Origin of the sequence: Pseudoalteromonas sp. S554 (assembly GCF_005930865.1) — a bacterium.
Classification (GTDB): domain Bacteria; phylum Pseudomonadota; class Gammaproteobacteria; order Enterobacterales; family Alteromonadaceae; genus Pseudoalteromonas; species Pseudoalteromonas marina.
In genome coordinates, this window is the sequence record NZ_PNDV01000035.1 from 1 (window position 1) to 23,416 (window position 23,416).

22 protein-coding genes are annotated in these 23,416 nt (G+C 39.7%); 15 read left to right on the forward strand and 7 right to left on the reverse strand.

What is annotated here, in order from left to right; translation table 11 throughout:
* Window positions 1–322: 322 nt before the first annotated feature.
* Entirely contained in the window at window positions 323–1,657 is a 1,335-nt protein-coding gene (locus CWB65_RS08895) for a putative bifunctional diguanylate cyclase/phosphodiesterase (protein ID WP_249365028.1), read from the reverse strand.
* Window positions 1,658–2,084: 427 nt separating this feature from the next.
* On the reverse strand, window positions 2,085–3,254 hold the full coding sequence (locus CWB65_RS08900; protein WP_249365029.1) for an FAD-dependent monooxygenase: 1,170 nt from the start codon (window positions 3,252–3,254) through the stop codon (window positions 2,085–2,087).
* Window positions 3,255–3,510: 256 nt separating this feature from the next.
* Between CWB65_RS08900 and miaB the strand changes: the two genes are divergently transcribed.
* From miaB to CWB65_RS08940, 8 genes are all read left to right on the forward strand, one after another.
* Entirely contained in the window at window positions 3,511–4,959 is a 1,449-nt protein-coding gene (gene miaB, locus CWB65_RS08905) for a tRNA (N6-isopentenyl adenosine(37)-C2)-methylthiotransferase MiaB (RefSeq protein ID WP_010556002.1), read from the forward strand.
* A gap of 51 nt (window positions 4,960–5,010) precedes the next feature.
* On the forward strand, window positions 5,011–6,069 hold the full coding sequence (locus tag CWB65_RS08910; protein ID WP_006793414.1) for a PhoH family protein: 1,059 nt from the start codon (window positions 5,011–5,013) through the stop codon (window positions 6,067–6,069).
* Window positions 6,070–6,073: 4 nt separating this feature from the next.
* A complete protein-coding gene (ybeY, locus tag CWB65_RS08915; protein WP_138740430.1) occupies window positions 6,074–6,532 on the forward strand; it encodes an rRNA maturation RNase YbeY in 459 nt (152 codons plus the stop codon).
* A 22-nt stretch (window positions 6,533–6,554) separates the two neighbouring features.
* A complete protein-coding gene (corC, locus tag CWB65_RS08920) occupies window positions 6,555–7,439 on the forward strand; it encodes a CNNM family magnesium/cobalt transport protein CorC (RefSeq protein ID WP_006793412.1) in 885 nt (294 codons plus the stop codon).
* Window positions 7,420–8,970 carry an apolipoprotein N-acyltransferase gene (gene lnt, locus CWB65_RS08925; RefSeq protein ID WP_138740431.1) on the forward strand — a complete coding sequence of 517 codons (1,551 nt, stop codon included), beginning with the start codon at window positions 7,420–7,422 and terminating at the stop codon, window positions 8,968–8,970. The genes corC and lnt overlap by 20 nt, the downstream gene beginning before the upstream one ends.
* A gap of 156 nt (window positions 8,971–9,126) precedes the next feature.
* On the forward strand, window positions 9,127–9,711 hold the full coding sequence (locus tag CWB65_RS08930; protein WP_039036654.1) for a MalM family protein: 585 nt from the start codon (window positions 9,127–9,129) through the stop codon (window positions 9,709–9,711).
* A 15-nt stretch (window positions 9,712–9,726) separates the two neighbouring features.
* Window positions 9,727–10,470: a hypothetical protein gene (locus CWB65_RS08935; RefSeq protein WP_235420593.1), complete on the forward strand. Its 744-nt coding sequence runs from the start codon at window positions 9,727–9,729 to the stop codon at window positions 10,468–10,470.
* Entirely contained in the window at window positions 10,467–11,141 is a 675-nt protein-coding gene (locus CWB65_RS08940; protein ID WP_138740432.1) for a hypothetical protein, read from the forward strand. Before CWB65_RS08935 ends, CWB65_RS08940 begins: the two co-directional genes overlap by 4 nt.
* Window positions 11,142–11,203: 62 nt before the next feature.
* On the opposite strand, the gene CWB65_RS08945 is transcribed toward CWB65_RS08940, so the two are convergent.
* Window positions 11,204–12,064 carry an alpha/beta hydrolase gene (locus tag CWB65_RS08945; protein WP_423811172.1) on the reverse strand — a complete coding sequence of 287 codons (861 nt, stop codon included), beginning with the start codon at window positions 12,062–12,064 and terminating at the stop codon, window positions 11,204–11,206.
* A gap of 33 nt (window positions 12,065–12,097) precedes the next feature.
* Complete coding sequence (locus CWB65_RS08950) at window positions 12,098–13,111, reverse strand: RDD family protein (RefSeq protein ID WP_138740434.1); 1,014 nt, start codon at window positions 13,109–13,111, stop codon at window positions 12,098–12,100.
* 326 nt (window positions 13,112–13,437) lie between these two features.
* Between CWB65_RS08950 and CWB65_RS08955 the strand changes: the two genes are divergently transcribed.
* Entirely contained in the window at window positions 13,438–13,962 is a 525-nt protein-coding gene (locus CWB65_RS08955; RefSeq protein WP_138740435.1) for a CIA30 family protein, read from the forward strand.
* Between the two features lie 49 nt (window positions 13,963–14,011).
* Here CWB65_RS08955 and bamJ read toward each other — a convergent pair whose 3' ends face one another.
* The 3 genes from bamJ to CWB65_RS08970 all read right to left on the reverse strand — a co-directional run bounded on the left by bamJ (window position 14,012) and on the right by CWB65_RS08970 (window position 17,465).
* A complete protein-coding gene (bamJ, locus tag CWB65_RS08960) occupies window positions 14,012–14,488 on the reverse strand; it encodes a BamJ family beta-barrel-assembly machinery protein (protein WP_010555997.1) in 477 nt (158 codons plus the stop codon).
* Between the two features lie 2 nt (window positions 14,489–14,490).
* Window positions 14,491–16,929, reverse strand: coding sequence for a Lon protease family protein (locus CWB65_RS08965; protein WP_248518434.1), 2,439 nt, complete (start codon window positions 16,927–16,929; stop codon window positions 14,491–14,493).
* Window positions 16,930–17,006: 77 nt separating this feature from the next.
* Entirely contained in the window at window positions 17,007–17,465 is a 459-nt protein-coding gene (locus tag CWB65_RS08970) for a zinc ribbon-containing protein (protein WP_006793402.1), read from the reverse strand.
* 290 nt (window positions 17,466–17,755) lie between these two features.
* Between CWB65_RS08970 and leuS the strand changes: the two genes are divergently transcribed.
* Genes leuS through rlmH form a run of 6 tightly spaced genes read left to right on the forward strand, consistent with a single transcriptional unit; the run spans window position 17,756 to window position 23,415 of the window.
* Window positions 17,756–20,344, forward strand: coding sequence for a leucine--tRNA ligase (leuS, locus tag CWB65_RS08975; RefSeq protein ID WP_008128157.1), 2,589 nt, complete (start codon window positions 17,756–17,758; stop codon window positions 20,342–20,344).
* A gap of 1 nt (window position 20,345) precedes the next feature.
* Window positions 20,346–20,837: an LPS-assembly lipoprotein LptE gene (locus tag CWB65_RS08980; RefSeq protein WP_008128156.1), complete on the forward strand. Its 492-nt coding sequence runs from the start codon at window positions 20,346–20,348 to the stop codon at window positions 20,835–20,837.
* Window positions 20,837–21,874 carry a DNA polymerase III subunit delta gene (holA, locus tag CWB65_RS08985; protein WP_008128152.1) on the forward strand — a complete coding sequence of 346 codons (1,038 nt, stop codon included), beginning with the start codon at window positions 20,837–20,839 and terminating at the stop codon, window positions 21,872–21,874. Before CWB65_RS08980 ends, holA begins: the two co-directional genes overlap by 1 nt.
* A gap of 24 nt (window positions 21,875–21,898) precedes the next feature.
* The gene (gene nadD, locus CWB65_RS08990) at window positions 21,899–22,534 is read left to right on the forward strand and encodes a nicotinate-nucleotide adenylyltransferase (RefSeq protein WP_008128145.1); all 636 of its coding nucleotides are present in this window, start codon (window positions 21,899–21,901) and stop codon (window positions 22,532–22,534) included.
* A 55-nt stretch (window positions 22,535–22,589) separates the two neighbouring features.
* On the forward strand, window positions 22,590–22,907 hold the full coding sequence (rsfS, locus tag CWB65_RS08995) for a ribosome silencing factor (RefSeq protein ID WP_006793397.1): 318 nt from the start codon (window positions 22,590–22,592) through the stop codon (window positions 22,905–22,907).
* 37 nt (window positions 22,908–22,944) lie between these two features.
* Window positions 22,945–23,415: a 23S rRNA (pseudouridine(1915)-N(3))-methyltransferase RlmH gene (gene rlmH, locus CWB65_RS09000; RefSeq protein ID WP_002958522.1), complete on the forward strand. Its 471-nt coding sequence runs from the start codon at window positions 22,945–22,947 to the stop codon at window positions 23,413–23,415.
* The last annotated feature ends 1 nt before the right edge of the window (window position 23,416 follow it).

Genomic DNA, 23,416 nt, shown 5'->3' on the forward strand with positions numbered 1-23,416 from the left:
AATCCTGGTATCCCAGCCAATTTTCTATTTCTCTTCCATGTTATTATTTATAACCAATTCCATCAGTAAAAAAGTAATTTTCTGTAAAAATCATCCAATTATTTACTAATTCCATAGTTCAAGATTAGTCGCTAAACATACCGTAATTCAATTGTGCTGAAGCTGATTGATAAAATATTACGTTTTATAATTTTCTTCTGTGAATCACAATACTGCCGATTCATAGTGACAATTTAGTTACTTAGTCGTTTTATTAAAAATCTCAATACTACTAACATCAAGTTTAGTCTCTTAAATTTTATGGCGCATTGCTATAACTACATTACGCTTTAGCGTCTTTGTTTAAGTATTTTTCTATAAAACGCTCTAAAGGTAGTGGCTTGCTAAAGTAATAGCCTTGAAGAAATTCACAATTCATTGATTTAAGTGCTTCTTGTAACTCTTTCGTTTCTATACCTTCTGCAACCACATTACAATTGAGCCTATGTGCTAAAAATAACGTCGATTCTACAATTGCATAATCAGCTATTTTAGTAAGCATATTATTAATGAAAGACCGATCTACTTTAATTTGATTTATAGGTAGCTCTCGCAGTAAAGATAAGGAAGAAAACCCGGTACCAAAGTCATCTACACTAAATTCAAATCCACGACGGTTAAGCTTGTACATCATTGCACGAGCGGCCTCCAAGTCAGTCATCATTGCACCTTCTGTAATTTCAAAAACAATGTAGTTACTTAACGTAGGGTCCTCTTTAAGGAGCTCTTCTATAAACTGCACAAAGCTCTCACTTTCAAGGTCTCGTGTTGATAAATTTACGTGCATGGTGCCAGTAAAACCTAACGATTTTAAACGCTGTAAATTTTTTATTGTTTCAATTACAACCCATTGAGTGATATTAAGAATCATCCCCGTACGCTCTGCCACTTTAATAAATTGATCAGGAGTAATAAACGAACCGTCTTGTTGGGGCCACCTAATTAATACTTCTGCACCATGTATTTCGTCAAAACGAGTGCAAAATATTGGCTGAAAATAAAGCTCAAATTCATGGTTTATAAGGGCGTTTTTTATTTTTGTAGTCATATCAATAAAGTTATCAGCCCTTTCACTCAATCCTTCAAAATAATTAACAAATAATTGCTGTGTGCTTTTAGCTTCAAGTAAAGCTAAATCTGCATTTTTAAATAACTCATTGGCATAAAACGCATCTTGAGGATATGAGCTAACGCCGACTTTTAGCTTTAACCATACTTTTTGCGCATTAATGAAAAAAGGCTCTTCAACAGAGCCCTTTATGACTTCTATACAATCATAAATATCTTGCTCATTTGCTGAATCTAAAATTAACGCAAATTCATCACCGCCAATTCGGTGCAGTTCACCTATGTTTAATAAATTTAGATTTAACGTTTTGGAGAATATGCACAACAATTCATCTCCTAAGCTATTACCGTAGAGCTCATTTACACGTTTAAAATTACTTAAATCAAATAAAAATAAACTAAATGGTTGCTCATTATTAATATGCTGAATCAATAGATTAAAAAAACACTTGCGATTAGGGAGGCTTGTTAAGCTGTCATGCTCTGCTAGGAATCGTTGATGATTTTCAGACTTTTCTATTTCTAAAATACTTTTTAAGCTGAGGCGCATTATTAGAAATACAAAAATACCCCCTCCTAATAAAATGAGTGAGATACTAATTAAGACCAAGTTATCTAAAGTGTTATTTGCAAAATAATGTAATATCCAACAATACCCAAAAATAAATAAGACAACTAAAGCAAGAAGTAAACTCCATGCCATATTTTTAGTCTTTTTGCATATTGTTATTATTGGCTGAATGCTAAAACCTAAAAGTAAAATACCAAATAAGATTACAATTAATAAACTTTCCATAGGCCCTCAAACTAAAGACTTCTTATTGCTTGAGTATGGCAAATATACGTAAAAGGGAAATAAAATTAGGATTAAGAGCTTTAAAATAACTTTTAAGCTCTCATTTTAAGGGCTGAATAGTCAAAGGATTACAAATTGGTTTAATGAGTAAAATGCATATCTTAAATGTAAACGCATATTCTTAGCTAAATTCACCGCTAATTGCGTACTTTAATACCCAGTTTTTTACCACCCCAGTATTGTTAGCCATTTTTAAAAATTGGCTACGCGCCCATTTTAGTGGGGCTATTTGGTTTGAAAAACCAAAATAGCAGGCATCCATCATACTCATCATTAATAAGTTAGCTTTTCGGCGAGTGCGTTCGTACTCTTGCAGCTTTAACGCGCATCCGACGTCGGTTGCATCATTTAATATAGTGGCTAAGGCGACCACGTCCTGGAAACCCAAGTTAACGCCCTGCCCAGCCAATGGATTAATAGTGTGCGCAGCATCGCCTACTAACACCAAACGACCATAAGAATAATTATTAGCATGTTGACGAGTAATTGGAAACACAGCATGACTTTGCACTTCAAAATCGCCTACAAGGCCAGGGAACTTAGCCAAAATATGACTTTTTAATTGTGCTCCATCTAATCCTTTAAATGTGTTTAATGTGTTGGCATCGTCATACCAAATTAAATTAGCGTATGGTGCTTGCATAGGTAAAAAAGCCAACGGGCCTGATGGCGTAAATTGCTGCCATGTCTTTATTTGTTGAGGTGCGTCCAATTTAATAAGTACGCCCATACATTGCTGCTGGTACTGCCAACCGGTTACACCAATATTTGCTTTAGTTCGTAATTGTGATTGTCCGCCATCGGCTGCAACCACTAAGCTTGCGGTATAACGTTGCTCGCCATATACCAAGGTAATCGAATCGGCATTTTGTTCAATTTTACTAACAACCTGTTTTTGCTCGATGACTTCAATATCGTATTGCTCAAACTGCATCCATAAACTGGCTTGTATTAAACTGTTTTCGATTAAGTGGCCCAAATGCGTGGTATTAATGTCGGCGCAATCAAATAACAATTTATCGTCGCCGCGTTCAAAAGCTTCTAACTGTTGGTATGGCGCAATCCGGCCTCTTCTTAAAATGGGCATAGCCCCTAAACCATCGAGTAACTTTTCAGAAAAACGATTAATAGCCGATACTCTTATATCAACGTTGTCATTACTCAAAACATGAGGCGGATCGATTAGGTGTTTTTCGATAATGCGCACTGACTTTCCCTGTTGTGCTAACTTTATTGCCATTGCCGCACCAACCATGCCGCCGCCAACCACTATCACATTATTTTGAGTCATGTTTATCATCATTTTGTTAATACGTTAATCTATTTTAATTGTACCGTAACTCGCCGCTATAGTGCGAGAGTATATAACTATCAAGCTATTAAACTCGTCTGAGTTTGATTTGAGATCACAAACATGAAAACTATACTTGGATCTGGGCGGGTATCCAGCTAAAATACGCGTCCTTTAAGTGAGCAAGCTTGCTCCTTAATTCTGTTTCAAGCACATATTTGTGCCATTATCGAATTGAACACGAGGCTAAATTTCAATGAGCAAAAAGCTGCATATCAAAACCTGGGGTTGTCAGATGAACGAATACGACTCTCAGAAAATGGCTGAACTTTTAGATGCCACCAATGGCTACCAGCTAACTGAAGATGCAACAGATGCCGACGTAATCTTACTTAACACCTGTTCAATTCGTGAAAAAGCACAAGAAAAAGTATTTCACCAATTAGGCCGTTGGAAGTTGTTAAAAGACGACAAGCCTGAGCTAATTATTGGTGTAGGTGGCTGTGTTGCCTCTCAAGAAGGTGATTCTATTCGCCAGCGAGCTCCATTTGTAGATGTTATTTTTGGCCCACAAACACTGCACCGTTTACCTGAAATGATTAAGCAAGTGCAAGGTAATAAAGGTTCGTCAGTTGTTGATATTTCGTTCCCAGAAATTGAAAAGTTTGACCGCTTACCCGAGCCAAAAGCCGAGGGCCCTTCTGCGTTTGTATCAATAATGGAAGGGTGTTCTAAGTATTGTACCTTTTGTGTTGTACCTTATACCCGTGGCGAAGAAGTTAGCCGCCCAGTTGATGACGTACTCCTTGAAGTGGCACAACTTGCAGAGCAAGGCGTGCGTGAAGTAAATCTATTGGGGCAAAATGTAAACGCATACCGTGGTGATACTCACGATGGCGACATTTGCTACTTCTCAGATTTAATTCGATTAATTGCTGCAATTGATGGTATTGACCGTATTCGTTATACCACATCGCATCCAGTAGAGTTTACACCAGATATTATTGATGCATATGCTGACGTACCAGAGCTTGTAGATCATTTACATTTACCAGTACAAAGTGGCTCTGACCGTATACTAAACCTAATGAAACGCGGCCATACAGCACTTGAATACAAATCAACAATTAGAAAGCTGCGTAAAATTCGCCCTAACTTAAGCATGTCGTCAGATTTCATCATCGGGTTCCCGGGTGAGAGTAAAGCTGATTTTGAAGCCACGATGAACCTTATCAACGATATTGGGTTTGATATGAGCTTTAGCTTTATTTACAGCGCACGCCCTGGTACGCCTGCGGCCGACTTACCAGACGACGTAACTGAGCAAGAGAAAAAAGAACGCTTATACCTGTTACAGAACCGTATTACACAAATGGCACAGCATATTAGCCGCCAAATGTTCGATACAGAACAGCGTATTTTGGTTGAAGGCCCATCGAAAAAGAATCCAATGGAATTACGCGGTCGTACCGAAAATAACCGTGTTGTTAACTTTGTTGGTCCACATTCGGTGATCGGCCAGTTCGTTGATGTACGTATCACTGAAGCACTGCCTAACTCTTTACGTGGTGACTTAATTCGTACAGAATCAGAAATGAACTTACGACGCGATATCGCTCCATCAGCTATTTTAACCAAAGCAGCAAGCAGTGAGCCAAAACCAGAGACTGTTAACGAAATTGGCGTAGCTACTTTCGTTCCTTAGTCAATATACCTAGCGCCAGTAAATACTGGCGCCGTTCTATAGGAAGCAATTTTGAGTAATCAGTTAAAAACATTAGAGATTTATTTAGAACCTGCCGATAACAAACGCCTATCTTCTTTATGTGGCCCGTTTGACGAAAACATCAAACAAATTGAACGCCGCCTAGCTGTTGAAATTATTCACCGTGACAACTTTTTTAAAGTAACGGGAAAACTACTCAATAGTGCCTCTGCGGTCGAAATCTTAAAAAATCTATATGTTGATACTCAACCTGTACGCGGTGTTATTGGTGAAATAGAACCCGATAATGTTCACTTGGCAATTACCGAATCTAAAGCCCTAGAGCAAGATGCTTCAAGCAGTGCATACGGCAAAGAAATGGTTATAAAAACCCGCCGTGGTGTTATTAAGCCGCGAAACGACAACCAAGGCCTTTACGTTGCCAATATATTAAACCACGACATTACTTTTGGTATAGGCCCTGCTGGTACAGGTAAAACCTATCTAGCAGTAGCTGCCGCAGTTGATGCCCTTGAGCGACAAGAAATTCGTCGTATTTTGTTAACGCGCCCCGCTGTAGAAGCTGGTGAAAAGCTTGGTTTTTTACCTGGTGACTTAAGCCAAAAAATTGACCCATACCTGCGCCCGCTTTACGATGCGCTATTCGAGATGCTCGGTTTTGAAAAAGTCGAAAAGCTAATAGAAAAAAACATCATTGAAGTTGCACCCCTTGCTTATATGCGTGGTCGTACATTAAACGATGCGTTTATTATTTTAGATGAAAGTCAAAATACCACAGCAGAACAAATGAAAATGTTTTTAACCCGTATAGGGTTTAATTCAAAGGCGGTGATCACTGGTGATATAACCCAAGTTGATTTACCGCGCGGTACACGCTCTGGCCTACGCCATGCTATAGAAGTGCTCGATAGCGTAGATGAAATTAGTTTTAACTACTTCAAAGCACACGATGTAGTGCGCCACCCTGTTGTTGCGCGCATTGTTGAAGCATATGAGCGTAACGATGAGAGCGAGCGCTTGAAGCGAATTGAAAAGCAAAAAGCAAAAGACGAGCTAGCTGCTCAACTTAACTCTACTACTAAAGAGTAATACTTTGACAACCGAACTTGATTTACAAATAGCCTGTGAGTTTGACAACCTCCCTAGTGAAGCCCAATTTGCATTATGGGCTGATAAAGCGTTAAGCCAATATCGTGATGAGTCAGAACTCACCATAGTAATTAGCGACGAAGCGCAATCACAACAGCTTAATAACGACTACCGGGGTAAAAACAAACCTACTAATGTATTGTCGTTTGAATTTGAAGCGCCACAAGGAATAGAGCTTCCCCTTGTTGGTGACTTAGTTATTTGCCCAGCCATTGTATTGGCTGAAGCAGTGGAGCAAGAGAAGTCATTTCATGACCACTTTGCCCACATGGTCATTCATGGGTGCTTGCATTTACTTGGATTTGACCATATAAAGAGTGAAGACGCTTTGCAAATGGAAAGCATAGAAAAGCAATTACTTGCAGAACTAAATATAGCAGACCCATACCGGGACGAAATTTAAATTAACGGAGCAATTAGACGCAATGAGCGACGGTAACTCGCAATCTAGCCAGGGTTCTTCTGGCAAAACGTGGTTGGGTAGAATAACCCAAATGCTGCAAGGGGAACCCCAGAATAGAGAAGAGCTGGTCGAAGTGATTGCCGATGCGCAAGAACGAGACGTAATCGATCCAGAAACAAAAGAAATGATTGAAGGTGTGCTTAGTGTATCTGAGCTTAAAGTGCGAGACATAATGATCCCGCGCTCACAAATGGTCACTCTTGAGATCGACAGCCCGCTTGAAGAGCTAATACCCATGATGGTTGACTCAACTCACTCACGTTTCCCTGTGGTGATTGAAGACAAAGATCACGTAGAAGGTTTTTTACTTGCTAAAGATTTGCTCCCGCTTATCTTAAATAAAGACGAGCATTTACCTTCAATACGCGATTACTTACGCCCTGCCATGGTCGTACCTGAGAGCAAACGTGTTGACACTCTGCTTAATGAATTTCGTCAGCAACGCTATCATATGGCTGTCGTTATTGATGAATACGGCGGTGTATCGGGACTCGTTACAATTGAAGATATTCTTGAAACCATTGTTGGGGAAATAGAAGATGAGCACGACGAAGAAGAAGAACAACAAGATATTCGTCAACTTGCAAAACACGTTCATGTTGTTCAGGCCTTAACGCCAGTAGATGACTTTAACGAGCACTTCAGCACAGGATATAGCACAGAAGAAGCCGACACTATTGGTGGCACCGTTTTACATGCATTTGGCCATATGCCTAGCCGTGGTGAAACAATAGACATAGATGGTTACCAATTTAAAGTAACCAATGCCGACAATCGTCGTATCTTGCAACTGCAAGTCACCGTTCCTAAGGCTGATGACACCGACAGTGAAGAAACTGCTAACTAGACTGACCCTATTAGCAAAAGATATAAAATCATGGCTCGCATTTATTGCGGGCCTTATTTTAACTTTTAGCTACTCCCCTTTTGAAATTTGGCCAATTGCATTTATTAGTATTGCAGCTGTCATTTTTTGTATTAATCCAAACAATACCGGAAAAGCCCATGCGAAGAATGCCGCTAAATATGGTTTTATATTTGGTTTAGGCTGGTTTGGTGCAGGTATTAGTTGGGTACATGTGTCTATAGCTACCTTTGGCGGTATGCCGCTTGTAGCCTCTTTTTCGTTAATGGCACTATTGTGCGGCTACTTAGCGCTTTATCCCGCCTTAGCGCTCTACTTAACAACTCGTTTTGCCACCAGCCCAAATAGCTTTGGTTTGCTGCTTATTAGCTTTTTTGCTCTTAGTGAATATTTACGGGGGGTGGTCCTTACCGGGTTTCCGTGGTTAAGTTTTGGGTATACCCAAACCGATGGACCATTAAATATACTGGCCCCTTACATTGGTGAATTTGGATTGACTTTAGTATGTATTGCCATTGGCTTTGCACTGTACCGGATAACACAAAAAGACATAAAGACCCCGCTGGTTACGCTTTCTGTATTTACTGTTTTGTGTATTGGTTCGCGTGCAACAAACACCGTTGAGTACTCAGGTAAATCAATGTCGACTTTACTAGTACAAGGCAATATAAAGCAGCACCTTCGCTTTGAGCCGAGCGAGTTTTGGACCACCATGAGCAAATACCAAGATATGACTCGCCCACATTGGGATGCTGATTTAATTGTTTGGCCTGAAGCCGCAGTTCCTGAAATAGAAGCCCTTGCCGACAGCTACTTAGCTGGGCTAGATAGCGCAGCCTCATTTAATGAAACCGCCCTTATTACGGGCATTGTTGACTACCAAATCGATACTAAAACCATATTTAATACACTTATAGTGCTGGGTAACAAAGAGCGCAGCGACGAGCACGGCCATTATGAATACCTAGGTAAAAACCGCTATCAAAAACACCAGTTACTGCCGATTGGAGAATTTGTACCGTTTCAAGATATTCTGCGCCCAATCGCGCCTTTGTTTGATTTACCTATGTCGTCGTTTACGCGTGGCGACAGAATACAAAATAACTTGCGCGCCAATGGCTTTAATCTGCTCCCTGCTATTTGCTTCGAAATAGTATTTGCCGATTTAGTACGCGGCAATTATAAAACTAACTCAGATATATTATTTACTGTCAGTAACGACGCGTGGTTTGGTCAATCAATTGGGCCATTGCAACACATGCAAATTGCCCGCATGCGTGCCCTTGAGTTACAACGCCCGCTGGTACGTGTTACCAACAACGGTGTAAGCGCCGTATACGACCCGCTAAGCAATACACAACAAACCATGCCACAGTTTGAAGCCGCTGTATTAAAAGCCGATGTAAAATTGATACAAGGTAATAGTGTGTATAGCCAATATGGCAATGTGTTTGTATGGGGAATTGTGACGTTATTGGGGATTGGTGGGACTCTAATGCGATTTAAAAACTAAAAGTACTCAATATTTATGGGTCAAATTAGAGAATAAACTTGTGTGAACAATTCATATTTAATTTTATTTACATTGAGTTACATATTATAAATTTATGTGTTTTAGTCTTATTTCATATTAGTTACTATCAATATACTAATAATAATTAAAATATTTATGAAAAAAGTAATAAGCATAGCAACCTTAGTCATATTATTGTTTGGCTGCGCTAATTCAGCTAAAAGTGACCTATCAAGGCTAAAAAGTAATCCCGCCTGCTGTACCAACTTAAGCGACATTGCATTTGCAACACAGCAAATAAACAAGCTGACCTCTTTTGATTTGAAAAACCAGCCTATTAGAATTTTTAATGAAGCCAAAAGCCCATTCATTGCAATTGAAAAACCAAATAATAGTCGCTTCGCTCAAGTTTTTAGTTACGCCAATGGCGCATTTGTTCAAACAGCAACGCTTGTTTACCCTGAGTTAATACTGTTAGATAAATCAAAGCAGGTTATAAAACACCTTAAACCTTATGAGGCGTGGGAAAATGGTTTACCAACAACATTAGATTTAGCTGGTAACCTATATTACAAAACTCAATTTACTCTACCAGAGGAAGCCAAATACTTAATTTTTTATACTGATAGCAGTTTGAATAATAAAAAAACAACAATCAATTGGCGCTCACAAGTTGGTGGAAGTGAATATAGGCAACTTACCCTTACATCGTTCGCTAAAATTGGTATCAAATTACTTTAATTTTCAGGAGTTTTTATGAGATATATTTTTACTATTATTATCCTTGTCATATTAAGTGGATGTAAATCCTCACCAAACTACATGAATACGGGACAACTAAAAGCAAATTATCAGGTACTTGGATTTGGCGGTTTTTATGTTGAAGAAGATCTCACTTATTTTGAAAAACAATTAAAAAACCATTATAAAGCGCCAATAAAAAAAGCACTTGAAGCGCGTGGTTTTAAAGTAGTAGACGCCAGCGAAGTTTATACGGTATTTAATCAATTATTAGATAACGCTGAGAACTTATACGACCCGCTTACAGGACAAGCAAATGAAAACCTACGTAATGAACTCTGGAAAGAAGCGCTTGCCACTACAAAAACAAACCTCGGTGTAAATGCTTTTGTGTTTGCAGGTGTTGATACTGTACGCGCACATTTTACAAACAGTATTTTATTAGGCCACGTAGCCAAGTGGTATGGCCAAGAAGAGTCTTACCTTGAAGGTGGTGCCGATGGGGGTGATATATTCGTATCGTTATTTCAAAACGAACAAGGTTATGTGCCAGGAAGCAGAGTGTATATCAGAATTAGAGATGAGAAAGACACACTCTTAACTATGGGCTCTGGAGGTATTGAGTTAGTGGCACAATTTAACAGTGATGAAGAAATTATTGTGAAAGATGCCGATAAATTATTTAAAGACCCTGCAAAATTGGATAGTGCTTTACAGTTCGCATTAAAAACAATCGACACTTGGAAGACGAAAAAATGATTAAACACATGGTTGTCATCATCGTTTTACTCAATTTAGTCGGTTGCAAACTATTTCAATACAATAGCGACCCTAAAGTGATAGCGAATGGAATTACAATCGCTAAACCGGCAACACATAGTAACCTAGCCTATATATGGTTACCAACAGCCAATACCGGTAACAAAGCACTCTATAGAGAAGCATTTGATAATAACGTAATTAACTTTTCAAAAAAATATAACTTAACTAACCTAAACCCTAAAGTTCAACCCATGTTTGATAACTTTATTATTGAACAAGGCGGTGCTTTTAACACAAAAACAGGCAAACTCGAATCAGAACGAGTGCAAGCAGCTATACAATTTACGTTTAACAGCATTAAGCAAACGTATCCAAATATTGGCAATTTGCTGGTTATCCACCCAAAAGAAAATTCAATTAAAATAGTAGATGGCACTGCAACTTGGAATGGTGTTGAGCAGCACGTATTGACAAGATCAAGAGACTCAGTCGAATTCAGGCCTGCAATTAGTATCGCCTTACAATATTATAATGACGTTGAAAAAAATAATTTTCATGAGGTTGGCCTAGATCTACATGCCCCTGACTTAACTGATAACGATAAATATGAGCAAATACTTAAGCATATTTTAACTCCTATTGTCTTGTTAAATACAATAGTAAAATAGTCTTCGATCGCCCAACAATTAACTAAAACTTTAGCTAGTTATTGGGCTTTAATTTATAGTTTTTATCGATTCTCAATTACAACTGATTGTTGAAGTAATTTTCTCAATCCATAATACCAGCTAAGTGCTGCAACGGTACCGTGTGTTTCGTTTTCAAAATAACGCTGTTTCACTGTTAATTTTTTACTTGGGTGATTCCTTAATTTATCTGCAAACGCCAATCCCCACTGATAATTTGTTTTACCTATATCACCAAATACTGTTGCGTTATTCGCAAAGGTAAAATACACATCTCCTGACATCTGTTTGTTTTCAAGTTGGTTATTTTTAAAATAACGGTTTAAATAATTATTATCCCAAATGTAGGTAGCATCAATTATTAAGTAATCTGTAAATAATGTGTGATTAGTCAACAGTACGTAACTTGCAAACAAGCCACCAAAAGACTCACCAATTAATACCCGTTTAGTTGATGTGCGATAATTTTTATTAATATGTGGAATAAGTTCTTTTTCAAAAAATGCACTGTAGTTTGCGGCATTGCCGATATTTTCAAACCTTTCTAATAATTTTCCGTTAAACGTCCAGTCAACATTGGTTGGGGTAAAGTCGCGCTCTCTTATTGCATTTTGGCTGCTAGGAATAGCTACAATAATTGCTTGCTGTATTTGCTGCTCTAAACGCTCTGTACTTAACGCTTCCACCAGCCCTGCAACTGCTTTTAAATGTGTGCTATCACCATCAAGTAAGTAAACTACAGGGTATGTTTTATCAGTATTTTGGCTATAACTAGGTGGTAAGTAAACGCTATAAAATCGCCTCTCTTTTAAAATTCGAGACTCAATATGGTTATTCTTTGCTAACACAACCGACTCGGAAGCACTTGCACTGATTGCAAAAAATAAAGTGATAATCGTCAACATTAAAAACTTCACTAGCGTTCCTATAACTATTAATTATTTAGCTTTTACGGTTTCTTCTACTGTTTCTATATTCACAATTTGCTTTACGCTACCTTGAATAACCACAGTCGCTGATATTTTATCTTGAATGGCTTGCCTATTTGGGTCCCAATATACTTGTAAAAAGCCTAGCAACCCAGTGGCAAAACCCGCGCCATAACCACCGTAGCGGCCAAAGCAATCAAGCAAACCAAGTGGTTCGCCATTTAAGGCAACAACACGTATATTGCACACCTTCTTACCGGGAGTTTGGCCACGCCAAAGTAAAGAAAATAGCGTAAAATAAACAGCAGCCCACCCAAAACCTAAGCCTAAGTCTTGGATAATACCTTTACCCCACTGCAAAATACTGTTTGTAGTTGTTTGCGCAGGTTTTTCTTCTATTAACTGTGCAGGCTTTATTTCGTTATTTTCACTGAGTACTAATAATTGTAAAAGTGCTCTAGCAAGTTGTGGGCTTTGAAGGTCGTCCATTTCTGCTAACTTGGGTACTTGTCCTATCAAATTATCAAGCGCATTTTGTTGGCAAGACTGCTCACAGCTCTCGCCTACTACTTCAATTAAATAGGCATTTACACGGTGTTTTTCTGACTCAGTAAGCTGTATTTCGTCTTCTATTTTTACACCTTGAATAACTGAGGCGATTTCACTGTTATCGTCTTCTAAGTAGTCTATGCCAATTGAAAGCACTGCAAGAGCGCTTACAAATAAAATACTCGCCGCCATTATTTTTAATATTCTTCGCCATACACTCGACATTTTAGGAAGATATTGCTGCGCAGTGCCTTTATAAAAAGCCATAGCAGCAACAAACGCAATTAAGGTGGCGCTAAGCTTTGCAGCTACAAATATTAGGGCAACATCTATTACTATTGCTAAAGCTCGTTTAAGAGGTGTTGCTAGAGGTATGCCTAACAGAGCGTTATCAACCTTAAATGCATAAGGGGTAATGACTTCTCTAGTTTCGGTTTTAGATAATTCTAATTGTTCTATTTCTTTTGCTTTCATTTTAATTCTTGTTATTAAAATAGGTAACGCGTTTAACTTACGCGCTTTTTATTTTTTGCTCAAGCTAATTCAAACAAGCGCTATTTACTGTTTGTTGCCTTCAAGGTGAAGGTAAAAGGGTAAGCGGGACGCAGAAGCTTTACTCGATTTTTATTTAGTCCACTAGGTTACAAACTTTGCGCAGTGACTAAATAACCCTAGATTTCACATATTTTATCCTTAAAAGCCAGCAAGCCCTGCGCGTTATTAATAAATTAGTTTAGGTTAAGTGAACAATTTATATGTGTGATCGTATTAGTTAATCAAAGCCTTTAGGAGCAACCCCAATGACCACTAAACAATTAGCCTCTCTTTTTATATTTAATACTTTGCCGCTAAGCGCAGAGGTTAACGCCAATCAGCGTTGGTACGTTGTAAACGATTCGGTCATGGGGGGCGTGTCTAATAGCCAAGTAAGCCATACAAAAGAGGCATTGGTATTTGAAGGTAATGTATCGCTTAAAAATAACGGAGGGTTTGCTTCTATCCGCACTGAGCTCAATACACAGGGCCAAAACGCAAATACTATTAATTTACGTGTTAAAGGTGACGGTCAAACGTATCAACTAAGGCTGCGTACATCCAACTACCTTGATGGACCTGCGTATACACACTCATTTAAAACAATAGAAAATGAATGGACTAACATTAATTTTACCCCAAGCGATTTTACGCTTACTTTTCGTGGTCGCACGCTAACCCAGCAACCAGTGATTGATTTTAGTGATATTAGACAACTTGGTTTTATGATTGCAGGAAAACAGGCGGGAAAATTTAAGCTTGAAATAGCACACATTGAATTTGCAGGTTAGTACGTCATGCTCACTTTTAATCGGTTAAAAGTGAGCAAACACAGTAACTTTACGACTCTATTGCAAGCAATTCTACTTCAAAAATAAGCAGTGATGCTGGTGGAATGCTCCCTACCCGCTTTTCGCCATAAGCCAACTGATGCGGTATATAAAACTGAAATTTATCTCCCGGGCTCATTAACTGTAACCCCTCGGTCCACCCTTTAATTACTTGGTGTAAACCAAAGCTAATAGGTGACTTGCGCTCTACTGAGCTATCAAACACAGTACCGTCGATGAGCGTACCGTGGTAATGCACATTGACCATACTTGTTGGGCTAGGTGTGTTGCTGTTTTCTCCTTTGTGTAATACTTTATATTGCAGGCCAGATGCAGTTTCTAATACACCATCTACTTTAGCGTTTGCCACTAAATAGTCGCTTTCAATTTGCGCATTAGCAATCGCCTGTTGTTTGGCCTTTTTACTGTTTTTAAATATTAAAACGCACAAAATAGCGATCACAACCGCTAAAATAATATTGATCATAATTAGTTTTTCTCGTCTTCTCGTTTTTCGTTTTCTAGCTCGTCATCCGCATCGTCGTCGTTATCGCCATTAACAATATCGGCAATCTCTTTTAAACGCGCAAGGGCGATACCGTTTACTGAACTTTCAGGGTATACATCGTCGATGAGTTCGCCCGCTTCAATATCCATCAGTAAGTTTAGCGCCTGATCGACCGTCTCTACTGCGTAAATATTAAATTTACCTTGCTCTACTGCATTGAGTATTTCGTCGTCTAAAACCAAATTAACTTGGTTTGACTTAGGAATAATAACGCCTTGCTCACCCGTTAAGCCGCGCATTTTACACAGCTTAAAAAAGCCTTCTATTTTTTCGTTTACACCACCAATGGCTTGTACATCACCATGTTGATTTATAGACCCCGTAAGCGCAATTGATTGGCTTATTGGTAAGCTTGTAATAGCCGAAATTAACGCGCAAAGCTCAGCCAACGAGGCGCTATCGCCGTCTATGTAGCCATAGCTTTGTTCTATTGCAATGTTTGCGCTGAGCGTAAGGCTAAACTGCTGGGCATATTTATTACCTAAATAACCGGTAAGTAACATCACGCCTTTAGAGTGAATGGCTTTACCCAGTTCCGCTTCACGTTCCACGTCTATTACGCCATCAGCGCCGGCGTATACCGTGGCTGTAATTCGCGCCGGTGTACCAAACGACGTATCACCAATGTGCAGTACCGTTAAGCCATTTACCTTACCAATGGCTTGTCCGGTTGTAGCAATTAACGTATGACCTTCTTTGATATCACTGAGCATATTTTCACTAATTTGACCGGTGCGGTATTGCTTACCCTCAATGGCTTCATCAATATGATGCGCATCAATAACCGTTAGCTTATCTTGTTTTGCGTAGTAACTTGCCTCAGCCACCAGCTCTAACACATCAGCAAAACGCGCTGACAGCTTATTATGATGCTCAGCCTGGCGATAACTAAATTTAAGCAATCTCACCATAGCGGCTTGCGTTGTAGTGCACTTAAGCGTTTTTTCGCAGTACTCTGTCACTTTAGTAATAAACTGATACTGTAACTTATCACTGCTTGGTAAGTAGTAATCAAAATCAGCTAGTACTCTGAATAGCTCTGCGAATTCTTCATCGTATTCACCTATGGTGTAATACAAATCGCGCGAGCCTAATAAAATAATTTTTACATCAAGTGGGATCAATTGCGGGCGAAGCGTAAAGCTCGTGCCTACTGTACTATCTTGATATGGTAAGTCATTTTTAATTTGGTGCATTTTCAGCGATAACTTTAGCCCATCCCACACTTGCGGGTTAGCCATTACTTTTTCAGCATCCATTATCAAATAACCGCCATTTGCACGGTGTAATGCACCGGGCTGAATTGAGCGGTAGCTGGTGATTAGTGTACCTTGTGAAGTGGCATACTCTATTTTGCCAAATAAATTACCAAAGGTAGGGTTAGGCTCGTACACCACAGGAGCTGCATCGTCTTCTTTAAACTCGACTAAAATATTGGGTGCAAAAAAGTCAGTGAGCATGCCTTTACGATCAAAGTCTTCTTTATTTTCTTCGTTTTCGTCTTCATCGTCTAGCCATTCAAGTACAGCATCTATAATTTCTACACGTATGTCTTTTAAATAGCGAAGCACGCCAATATGTGTGGCGTATTTATGTTCTAAATCTTTTAACAGTGGTTTAGTTGCTTGCTCAGCGGTCGACTTTTTAAGGTTGCGGAGTTTTTCTTTTGATTCACGTTTCCAACGCGGCAACTCTATCAGTGCTTCAATTAACGCATCTTCTAGTTTTTCTATTTTCTCAAAAAACGCTTCGCGAAGTTCATCTTCTAGTTCTGCAAACTCGCTATCACTCAACTGCTTGCCATCTATAAGCGGCGCAAAGCCCACTGAGCTTTTTTCTTCAACAAGTGCAACACTTTGCTCAAGCGCAGCCACTTCAACGGCGGTAATTGCGCTGTCGTAAGCATCATTAAATTCACGATCAATTGATTTTTTCTTTCGCTGATAAGCAGGGTTATCGAATGCGGCTGGAAACGTGTCGAGCACTTCGTCTAAAAATGAGTCTATGTCGTCACTCAATTGCTTGCTTTGCCCTGCCTGCATAAACAATGCTATTGGCTCGCGATGGTCGTCGTAGTTATTAACATACAACCATTCGTTTGGGGTTACTCGGCCTTTGGCATGTTGTTTTAGTTTGTCCTTTACGAGTGTGTAACGCCCATGTGCGGCTTCGCCCATAACGTAAACGTTATAACCAGGTAATTCCATCCCCAGCGAAAAGTCCAGCGCACTTTGTGCACGTTGTTGCCCAATAAAATTGAGTTGCTCTGGGTAGGGATTATTCATGCACGTCAGTACGTGATTAGCAGAAATACTAGGTGCAAGCGTTGATACAGGTAGTGGCAGCAGTTTTTTCGTCATTCTAACTTCTTTATATACCAGCATAATCGCTGGCTTTTGGGCGTATTAAGTGGCCAGCAGCCACTTAATACATATGCTTAAGGGTGCAGTGCCTTACGACTAAAATAGATTCCATCACACTCAATACACGGTAAAATTTGTGTGGCGTGATAAACATCGTAACTATGAGTGCAATTCTTACATACTAATGTGCCCATGGCTATCCATTCACCTGCGTGATACACCCCATTATGTTTAAAATCTTGGTTTAGGGATTGCCATTCCAGTTGAGTTTTGTCTTCTATATGTGAAAGTTCAAACCATAAAGACTCTTTAAGTTCTTGCCATGCAAGCGAATTATAGTGGGAATCGTTCTCGCTAAGGTGCGCTATGTCGCGTTTTAAGTAGTTGCGGTAAAGCTGATACTTTTCCTCACCTAAATTTTTAAGTGCTTGCTCTGATTCAACAAAACGAGTTACCGCATCTTTTACCTCATGATCTTTGATGTCTTTTAGCCACGCGCTTAAATCACTAAGCCATGCTTTATAATCTGCCATTATGTACTCCTTCAAAATTGCTAATAAACGAGTTGGGTTGACGCAATATTTATGAATCTTTACTCAGGCCACTAGGTAACATTTTATAATGTGATTAGAAAACCCTAAACTGAGCAAATTTCAATCTACACAGGTCAACACGCCTGACGTTTAACATAGATAAGTATAGGTTAACCTGACATGAAGGTTACAATTTAGCAAAACGGTGTTTTTGACGCTGTGAATAGTGCTTTATTTGGGTTATCCTATCGGCAATTTTTTATTAGTTTGCAAGAAGTCTGGAATCGTAGATGCAAGAGCAATATAACCCGCAAGATATAGAGTCAAAAGTACAAAGCTACTGGGAAGAAAACCAAGTATTTAAAGTCACTGAAGATGAGAGCAAAGAAAAATATTACTGTCTTTCTATGTTCCCTTATCCGAGTGGTCGACTGCATATGGGTCATGTGCGTAACTACACCATTGGTGATGTTGTTTCTCGTTTCCAGCGCCTGCAAGGCAAAAACGTAATGCAGCCTATGGGTTGGGATGCGTTTGGTTTACCAGCAGAAAACGCCGCTATTAAAAATAAAACAGCGCCTGCAAAGTGGACTTACGAAAACATTGATTACATGCGTAACCAACTTAAGCAATTAGGTTTTGGTTACGATTGGGATCGTGAAATTGCAACGTGTCACCCAGAGTACTATAAGTGGGAGCAGTGGTTTTTTACTAAGCTTTACGAAAAAGGCTTAGTGTACAAAAAAATGTCGACCGTAAACTGGGATCCGGTTGATCAAACTGTACTTGCTAACGAACAAGTTATTGACGGTCGCGGTTGGCGCTCTGGCGCTGTGGTTGAGCAAAAAGAAATTCCACAGTGGTTTATTAAGATTACCGACTACGCACAAGAGCTTTTAGACGATTTAGACAAATTAGAAGACTGGCCTGAGCAAGTTAAAACCATGCAGCGCAATTGGATTGGCCGCTCTGAAGGTTTAGACATTGAATTTACGCGTACCGATAACAACGAAAAGTTTAGCGTATACACTACACGTCCAGATACCTTCATGGGTGTAACTTATCTCGCCGTTGCCGGTGGCCACCCTATTGCCCAAGAAGCAGCTAAAAACAGCGATGCGATTGCAATGTTTGTTGAAGAATGCAAAAACACCAAAGTAGCCGAAGCAGATATGGCAACAATGGAGAAAAAAGGCATTGCAACAGGCTTTTACGCAACTCACCCATTAACAGGCAAGCAAGTGCCTATTTGGGTGGCTAACTTTGTGCTTATGCATTACGGCTCAGGCGCGGTAATGGCAGTACCTGCCCACGACCAACGTGACTTTGAGTTTGCAAATGCATACGGCCTAGATATTAAACAAGTTATTGCGCCAGCTGAAGGCTCAGACCTTGAAGTAAACCTAGAGCAAGAAGCATTCACCGAAAAAGGTGTATTAGTAAACTCTGGCGAATTTGACGGATTAGACTTTTCAGCAGCGTTTAATGCGATTGCCGACAAACTAGAAGCACTAGGCGTGGGTGAGCGTAAAGTAAACTTCCGTTTACGTGACTGGGGTGTTAGCCGCCAACGTTATTGGGGCTCTCCAATTCCAATGCTGAGCGACGAAAACGGCAACGAATTAGCCGCCACCGAAGAAATGCTGCCAGTACGTTTACCAGAAGATGTAGTTATGAATGGCGTTACTTCGCCAATCAAAGCAGACCCAGAATGGGCAAAAGCAACGGTAAACGGCGTACCTGCTACTCACGAAACTGACACCTTCGATACTTTTATGGAATCGTCTTGGTATTACGCACGTTACTGTAGCCCACGTTACGACGAGGGCATGTTAGACCCAGCAGCCGCTAACTATTGGTTACCTGTAAACCAATACATAGGTGGTATTGAACACGCAATTTTACACTTATTGTACTCACGTTTTTTCCATAAACTATTGCGCGACTTTGGTTTAGTAAATTCAGACGAGCCATTTGACCGTTTACTATGTCAAGGCATGGTATTGGCTGAAACGTTCTATCGTAAAGATGAAAAAGGTGGTGATATTTGGATTTCACCAAGCGATGTTGAAACAGAAACTGACGAAAAAGGTCGAGTTACTAAAGCATGGCACAAGGAAGATGGCGAACCAGTATTTTCTTCAGGCATGAGCAAAATGTCTAAATCTAAAAATAATGGTATAGACCCACAACAAGTAATTGCACAATACGGTGCTGATACAGTGCGTTTATTCATGATGTTTACTGCACCACCAGAACAAACACTCGAATGGTCAGACTCTGGCGTTGAAGGCGCACACCGATTCTTAAAACGTGTATGGAAATATGCAGTAGACGTGAAAGCGGCAGGTTACCAAGCACTTGAAAAGTCTGCGCTTACTAACCCACAAAAAGTACTTCGTCGCGAATTACACAAAGCCATTGCAAAGGTAAGTGATGATGTTGAACGTCGTCAAACGTTTAACACGGCGATTGCTGCCATCATGGAGCTGTCTAATAAGTTAATTAAAGCGCCACTTAACGATGCACAAGACATTGCCATTGCAAATGAGGCACTTGAAGCGTTAATTATTATGCTTGCCCCTATTACGCCGCATTTATCTCATGAGTTGTGGGAAGAACTAGGTAAAGACGGTGATATTTTAGATGCAGCATGGCCAACAGTTGACGAATCAGCCCTGGTTGAAGATGAAAAGCTCATCATCGTTCAAGTAAACGGTAAACTTCGCGCTAAGCTAACTGTGGCAGCAGATGCAACGCAAGAACAAGTAGAAACACTTGCCTTTGCAGAAGCTAACGTAACTAAATTTACTGATGGTAAAACCATTCGTAAGATCATTTACGTGCCAGGTAAACTACTTAACGTGGTTGCTAACTAATATGGCTGTATTTAAGGCCGTTAAAAACGGGCTAGCCTTAGCGCTAGTCTGTTTTTTGTTATCTAGTTGTGGGTTTCACTTAAAGCAAGCGTCAAGCCTGCCTGATAATCTAAAACTCATTACGCTAATTGGTGATGACGAAAAATCAGCTTTATTTGAACAGCTACAAAAAGAGCTGTTAGCAAGTGAAGTTGAACTTACCTCTTCATCTAAAAACGTAGCGCAGCTGTATTTACGTAAAGAAACCATAGAACGCCAAACGTTGTCGTTATTTAAAAATGGCCAGGTTGCTGAATACGAACTTGCCTATGGCGTTTCATATGTTCTAAAACACCCCAATAAAGATGCTATAGAAAAACGCTTTGAGCTTTATAGAAATTATCAAGACGACCCCGATAACGCACTTGCCAAAGCCAAAGAGCTAGAGCTGCTAATTAACGAAATTCGTAAACAAGCAAGTCGCCGTATTGTTAGAGAGCTGTCGCAACTGTAATGCGCTGTTACGCTAATCAATTACCTAACGAGTTAAACAAAGGCTTAAAACCTTTTTACTTAGTTTTTGGTGAAGAGCCTTTTCAAGAAGCACAGTGTGTTCAGCTAATTCGCGATACTGCCAAAGCACAAGGCTTTGATGAAGTAATTAAATTTACTTTAATGCAGGGGTTTGATTGGCAGGAAATAATAGCGCAATATCAAAGCATGTCGTTATTTAGTGCACGCACTATTATTGAGTTTGACCTAAACCAGCAAAAGCCCGGTGTAATTGGTAGTAATACCTTTAAGCGTGTCGTTGAGCTTGTTAACCCCGACACGATACTAATTATTAAAGGTGCAAAAGCGAGCCAAGAAGTACAACGCGGTGCCTGGTTTAAAGCACTCGACAAACAAGGTGTATTTGTACCTTGTTATCCACTGACTGGCTCGCACGTAAAACGATGGCTTGATGAGCAATGTCAACGCTTGGCTCTTAACATGCAAAATGATGCCAAATTAAGCCTTATCAATGCAACAGAAGGTAATTTATTAGCGTGTTTTCAGGAACTTGAAAAGCTCTCTTTACTGCATGGCAACGCACTTATTACCCAGCAATTGGTTATGCAAGGGCTATTAAATCAAGCCAAATTTGATATTTTTGATTTAAGCGATGCCTTATTAAATGGTCATGCCAAGCAAGCTATTAAAGTTTTAAACAAATTAGCCAGTGACAACACTGAAGTTGTGAGTATATTGTGGGCGATTACAAAAGAACTCAACACCTTGATGAATGTGCAATTGGGATTGTTAAATGGTGAGCCAATAGCCAGCTTATTTAAACAAAATGCCATTTGGAAAAATCAGCAAGGGCCGGTGCAAAATGCCGTTAATCGCCTAAATATTACTGTACTTGAGCAAATTAATAGTGACATTGCTTTATTTGATGCAAGCTATAAACAAGGCAACTTAATTGCTCCTTATCAGGCACTTGCACATATTTGTATTAAGTTTTGTCAACCGCTCGATATTCCTATGCCGTGTCACAGCCTTAATTAGTTGCTTAACCTGTTGGACAAAAAAATGATTGCTATTTTTGGTGGCACCTTCGACCCCGTTCATTTAGGCCATATTAATATGGCTCAGCAATGTGTAAGCGCATTTAATTTAAGCACATTGTATTTTATGCCCTGCGCACTACCGGCTCACAAAACAGCACCAGGTATAAGCACAGAACATCGTGTTAATATGCTCAATGCGGCAATTAAACCGTACCCTCATTTTGCACTCGATTTAAGAGAGCTAGATCGTTCAGGCCCATCATACTCATTACTTAGCCTGCAAGAACTACGTAAAGAGTACCCAAGTACACCTATTTTATTTTTGATTGGAATGGATTCATTTAATTCACTAAATAAGTGGTTTGAATGGCAAACAATTACAGAGCTTTGCCATATTGTGGTATATCAACGACCAGCGCAGAGTTGTCAGGTAACAGGTGAGCTTAAGCACTACATGCAACATGCCCTCGTCGATGACCCCGCTCTTATTACAGAGCATTTAGGTGGTAAACTTTACTTTTTACCGGGTAAAATGCTTGATGCAGCTTCTAGTTCTATTCGTGATGATCTTAAAAAAAGTAACAAAAAGAATGAACTATTACCCGATGCCGTGAGTCATTACATACAAATGCATCAGCTATATCAAATTGATGCTTAAAAATGCCTAGCGTGTTAAAATACGCGCCATTAAATTTTTAAATTGAGACAAAACCTTGGATTCAAAACAACTACTCGCCTTTGCAATGGATAAAATTGACGATATGAAAGCGCGTGACATCGTTGACATAGACGTAACTGATAAATCAGACATTACCGATTACATGGTAATTTGTACTGGCACGTCTAAACGCCACGTTCAATCAATCGCCGACCACTTAGCAAAAGAAGCACGTCATGCAGATTCAGAGCCATTAGGCTATGAAGGCGAAAATGACGGCGAATGGGCACTGGTTGATTTAGGCGATGTGGTTGTACACGTGATGCAAACTGAAGCACGTAGCTATTACGATCTAGAAAAACTGTGGGGCTAACCACCCACTTGTTAAAAGCAACGCTTGGAAGTTATTCGTGAAAATACAAATGATTGCTGTTGGTACAAAAATGCCAGCGTGGGTAGAAACGGGATTTGCTGAATACCAGCGCCGTTTTCCCAAGGATATGGCTTTAGAGCTAATTGAAATACCCGCCGGTAAACGTGGCAAAAATGCCGATATAAAGCGTATTTTACATATTGAAGGCGAAAAAACATTAGCCGCTATTCCTAAAGGCAATCGTATTGTTACGCTAGAAGTCACTGGCAAAGCGCTAGATACTCACCAACTTGCTAAAAACATGGAAAAATGGCAACTCGATGGCCGCGATGTAAGTTTACTTATTGGCGGCCCAGAAGGACTTGCTCCAGAATGCATTGCTGCATCGGAGCAAAAGTGGTCGTTATCGAACCTAACATTACCACACCCTTTGGTGCGAATTATTGTTGCAGAAAGCCTATATAGAGGCTGGAGCTTAAATAACAATCATCCCTATCATCGCGAGTAAC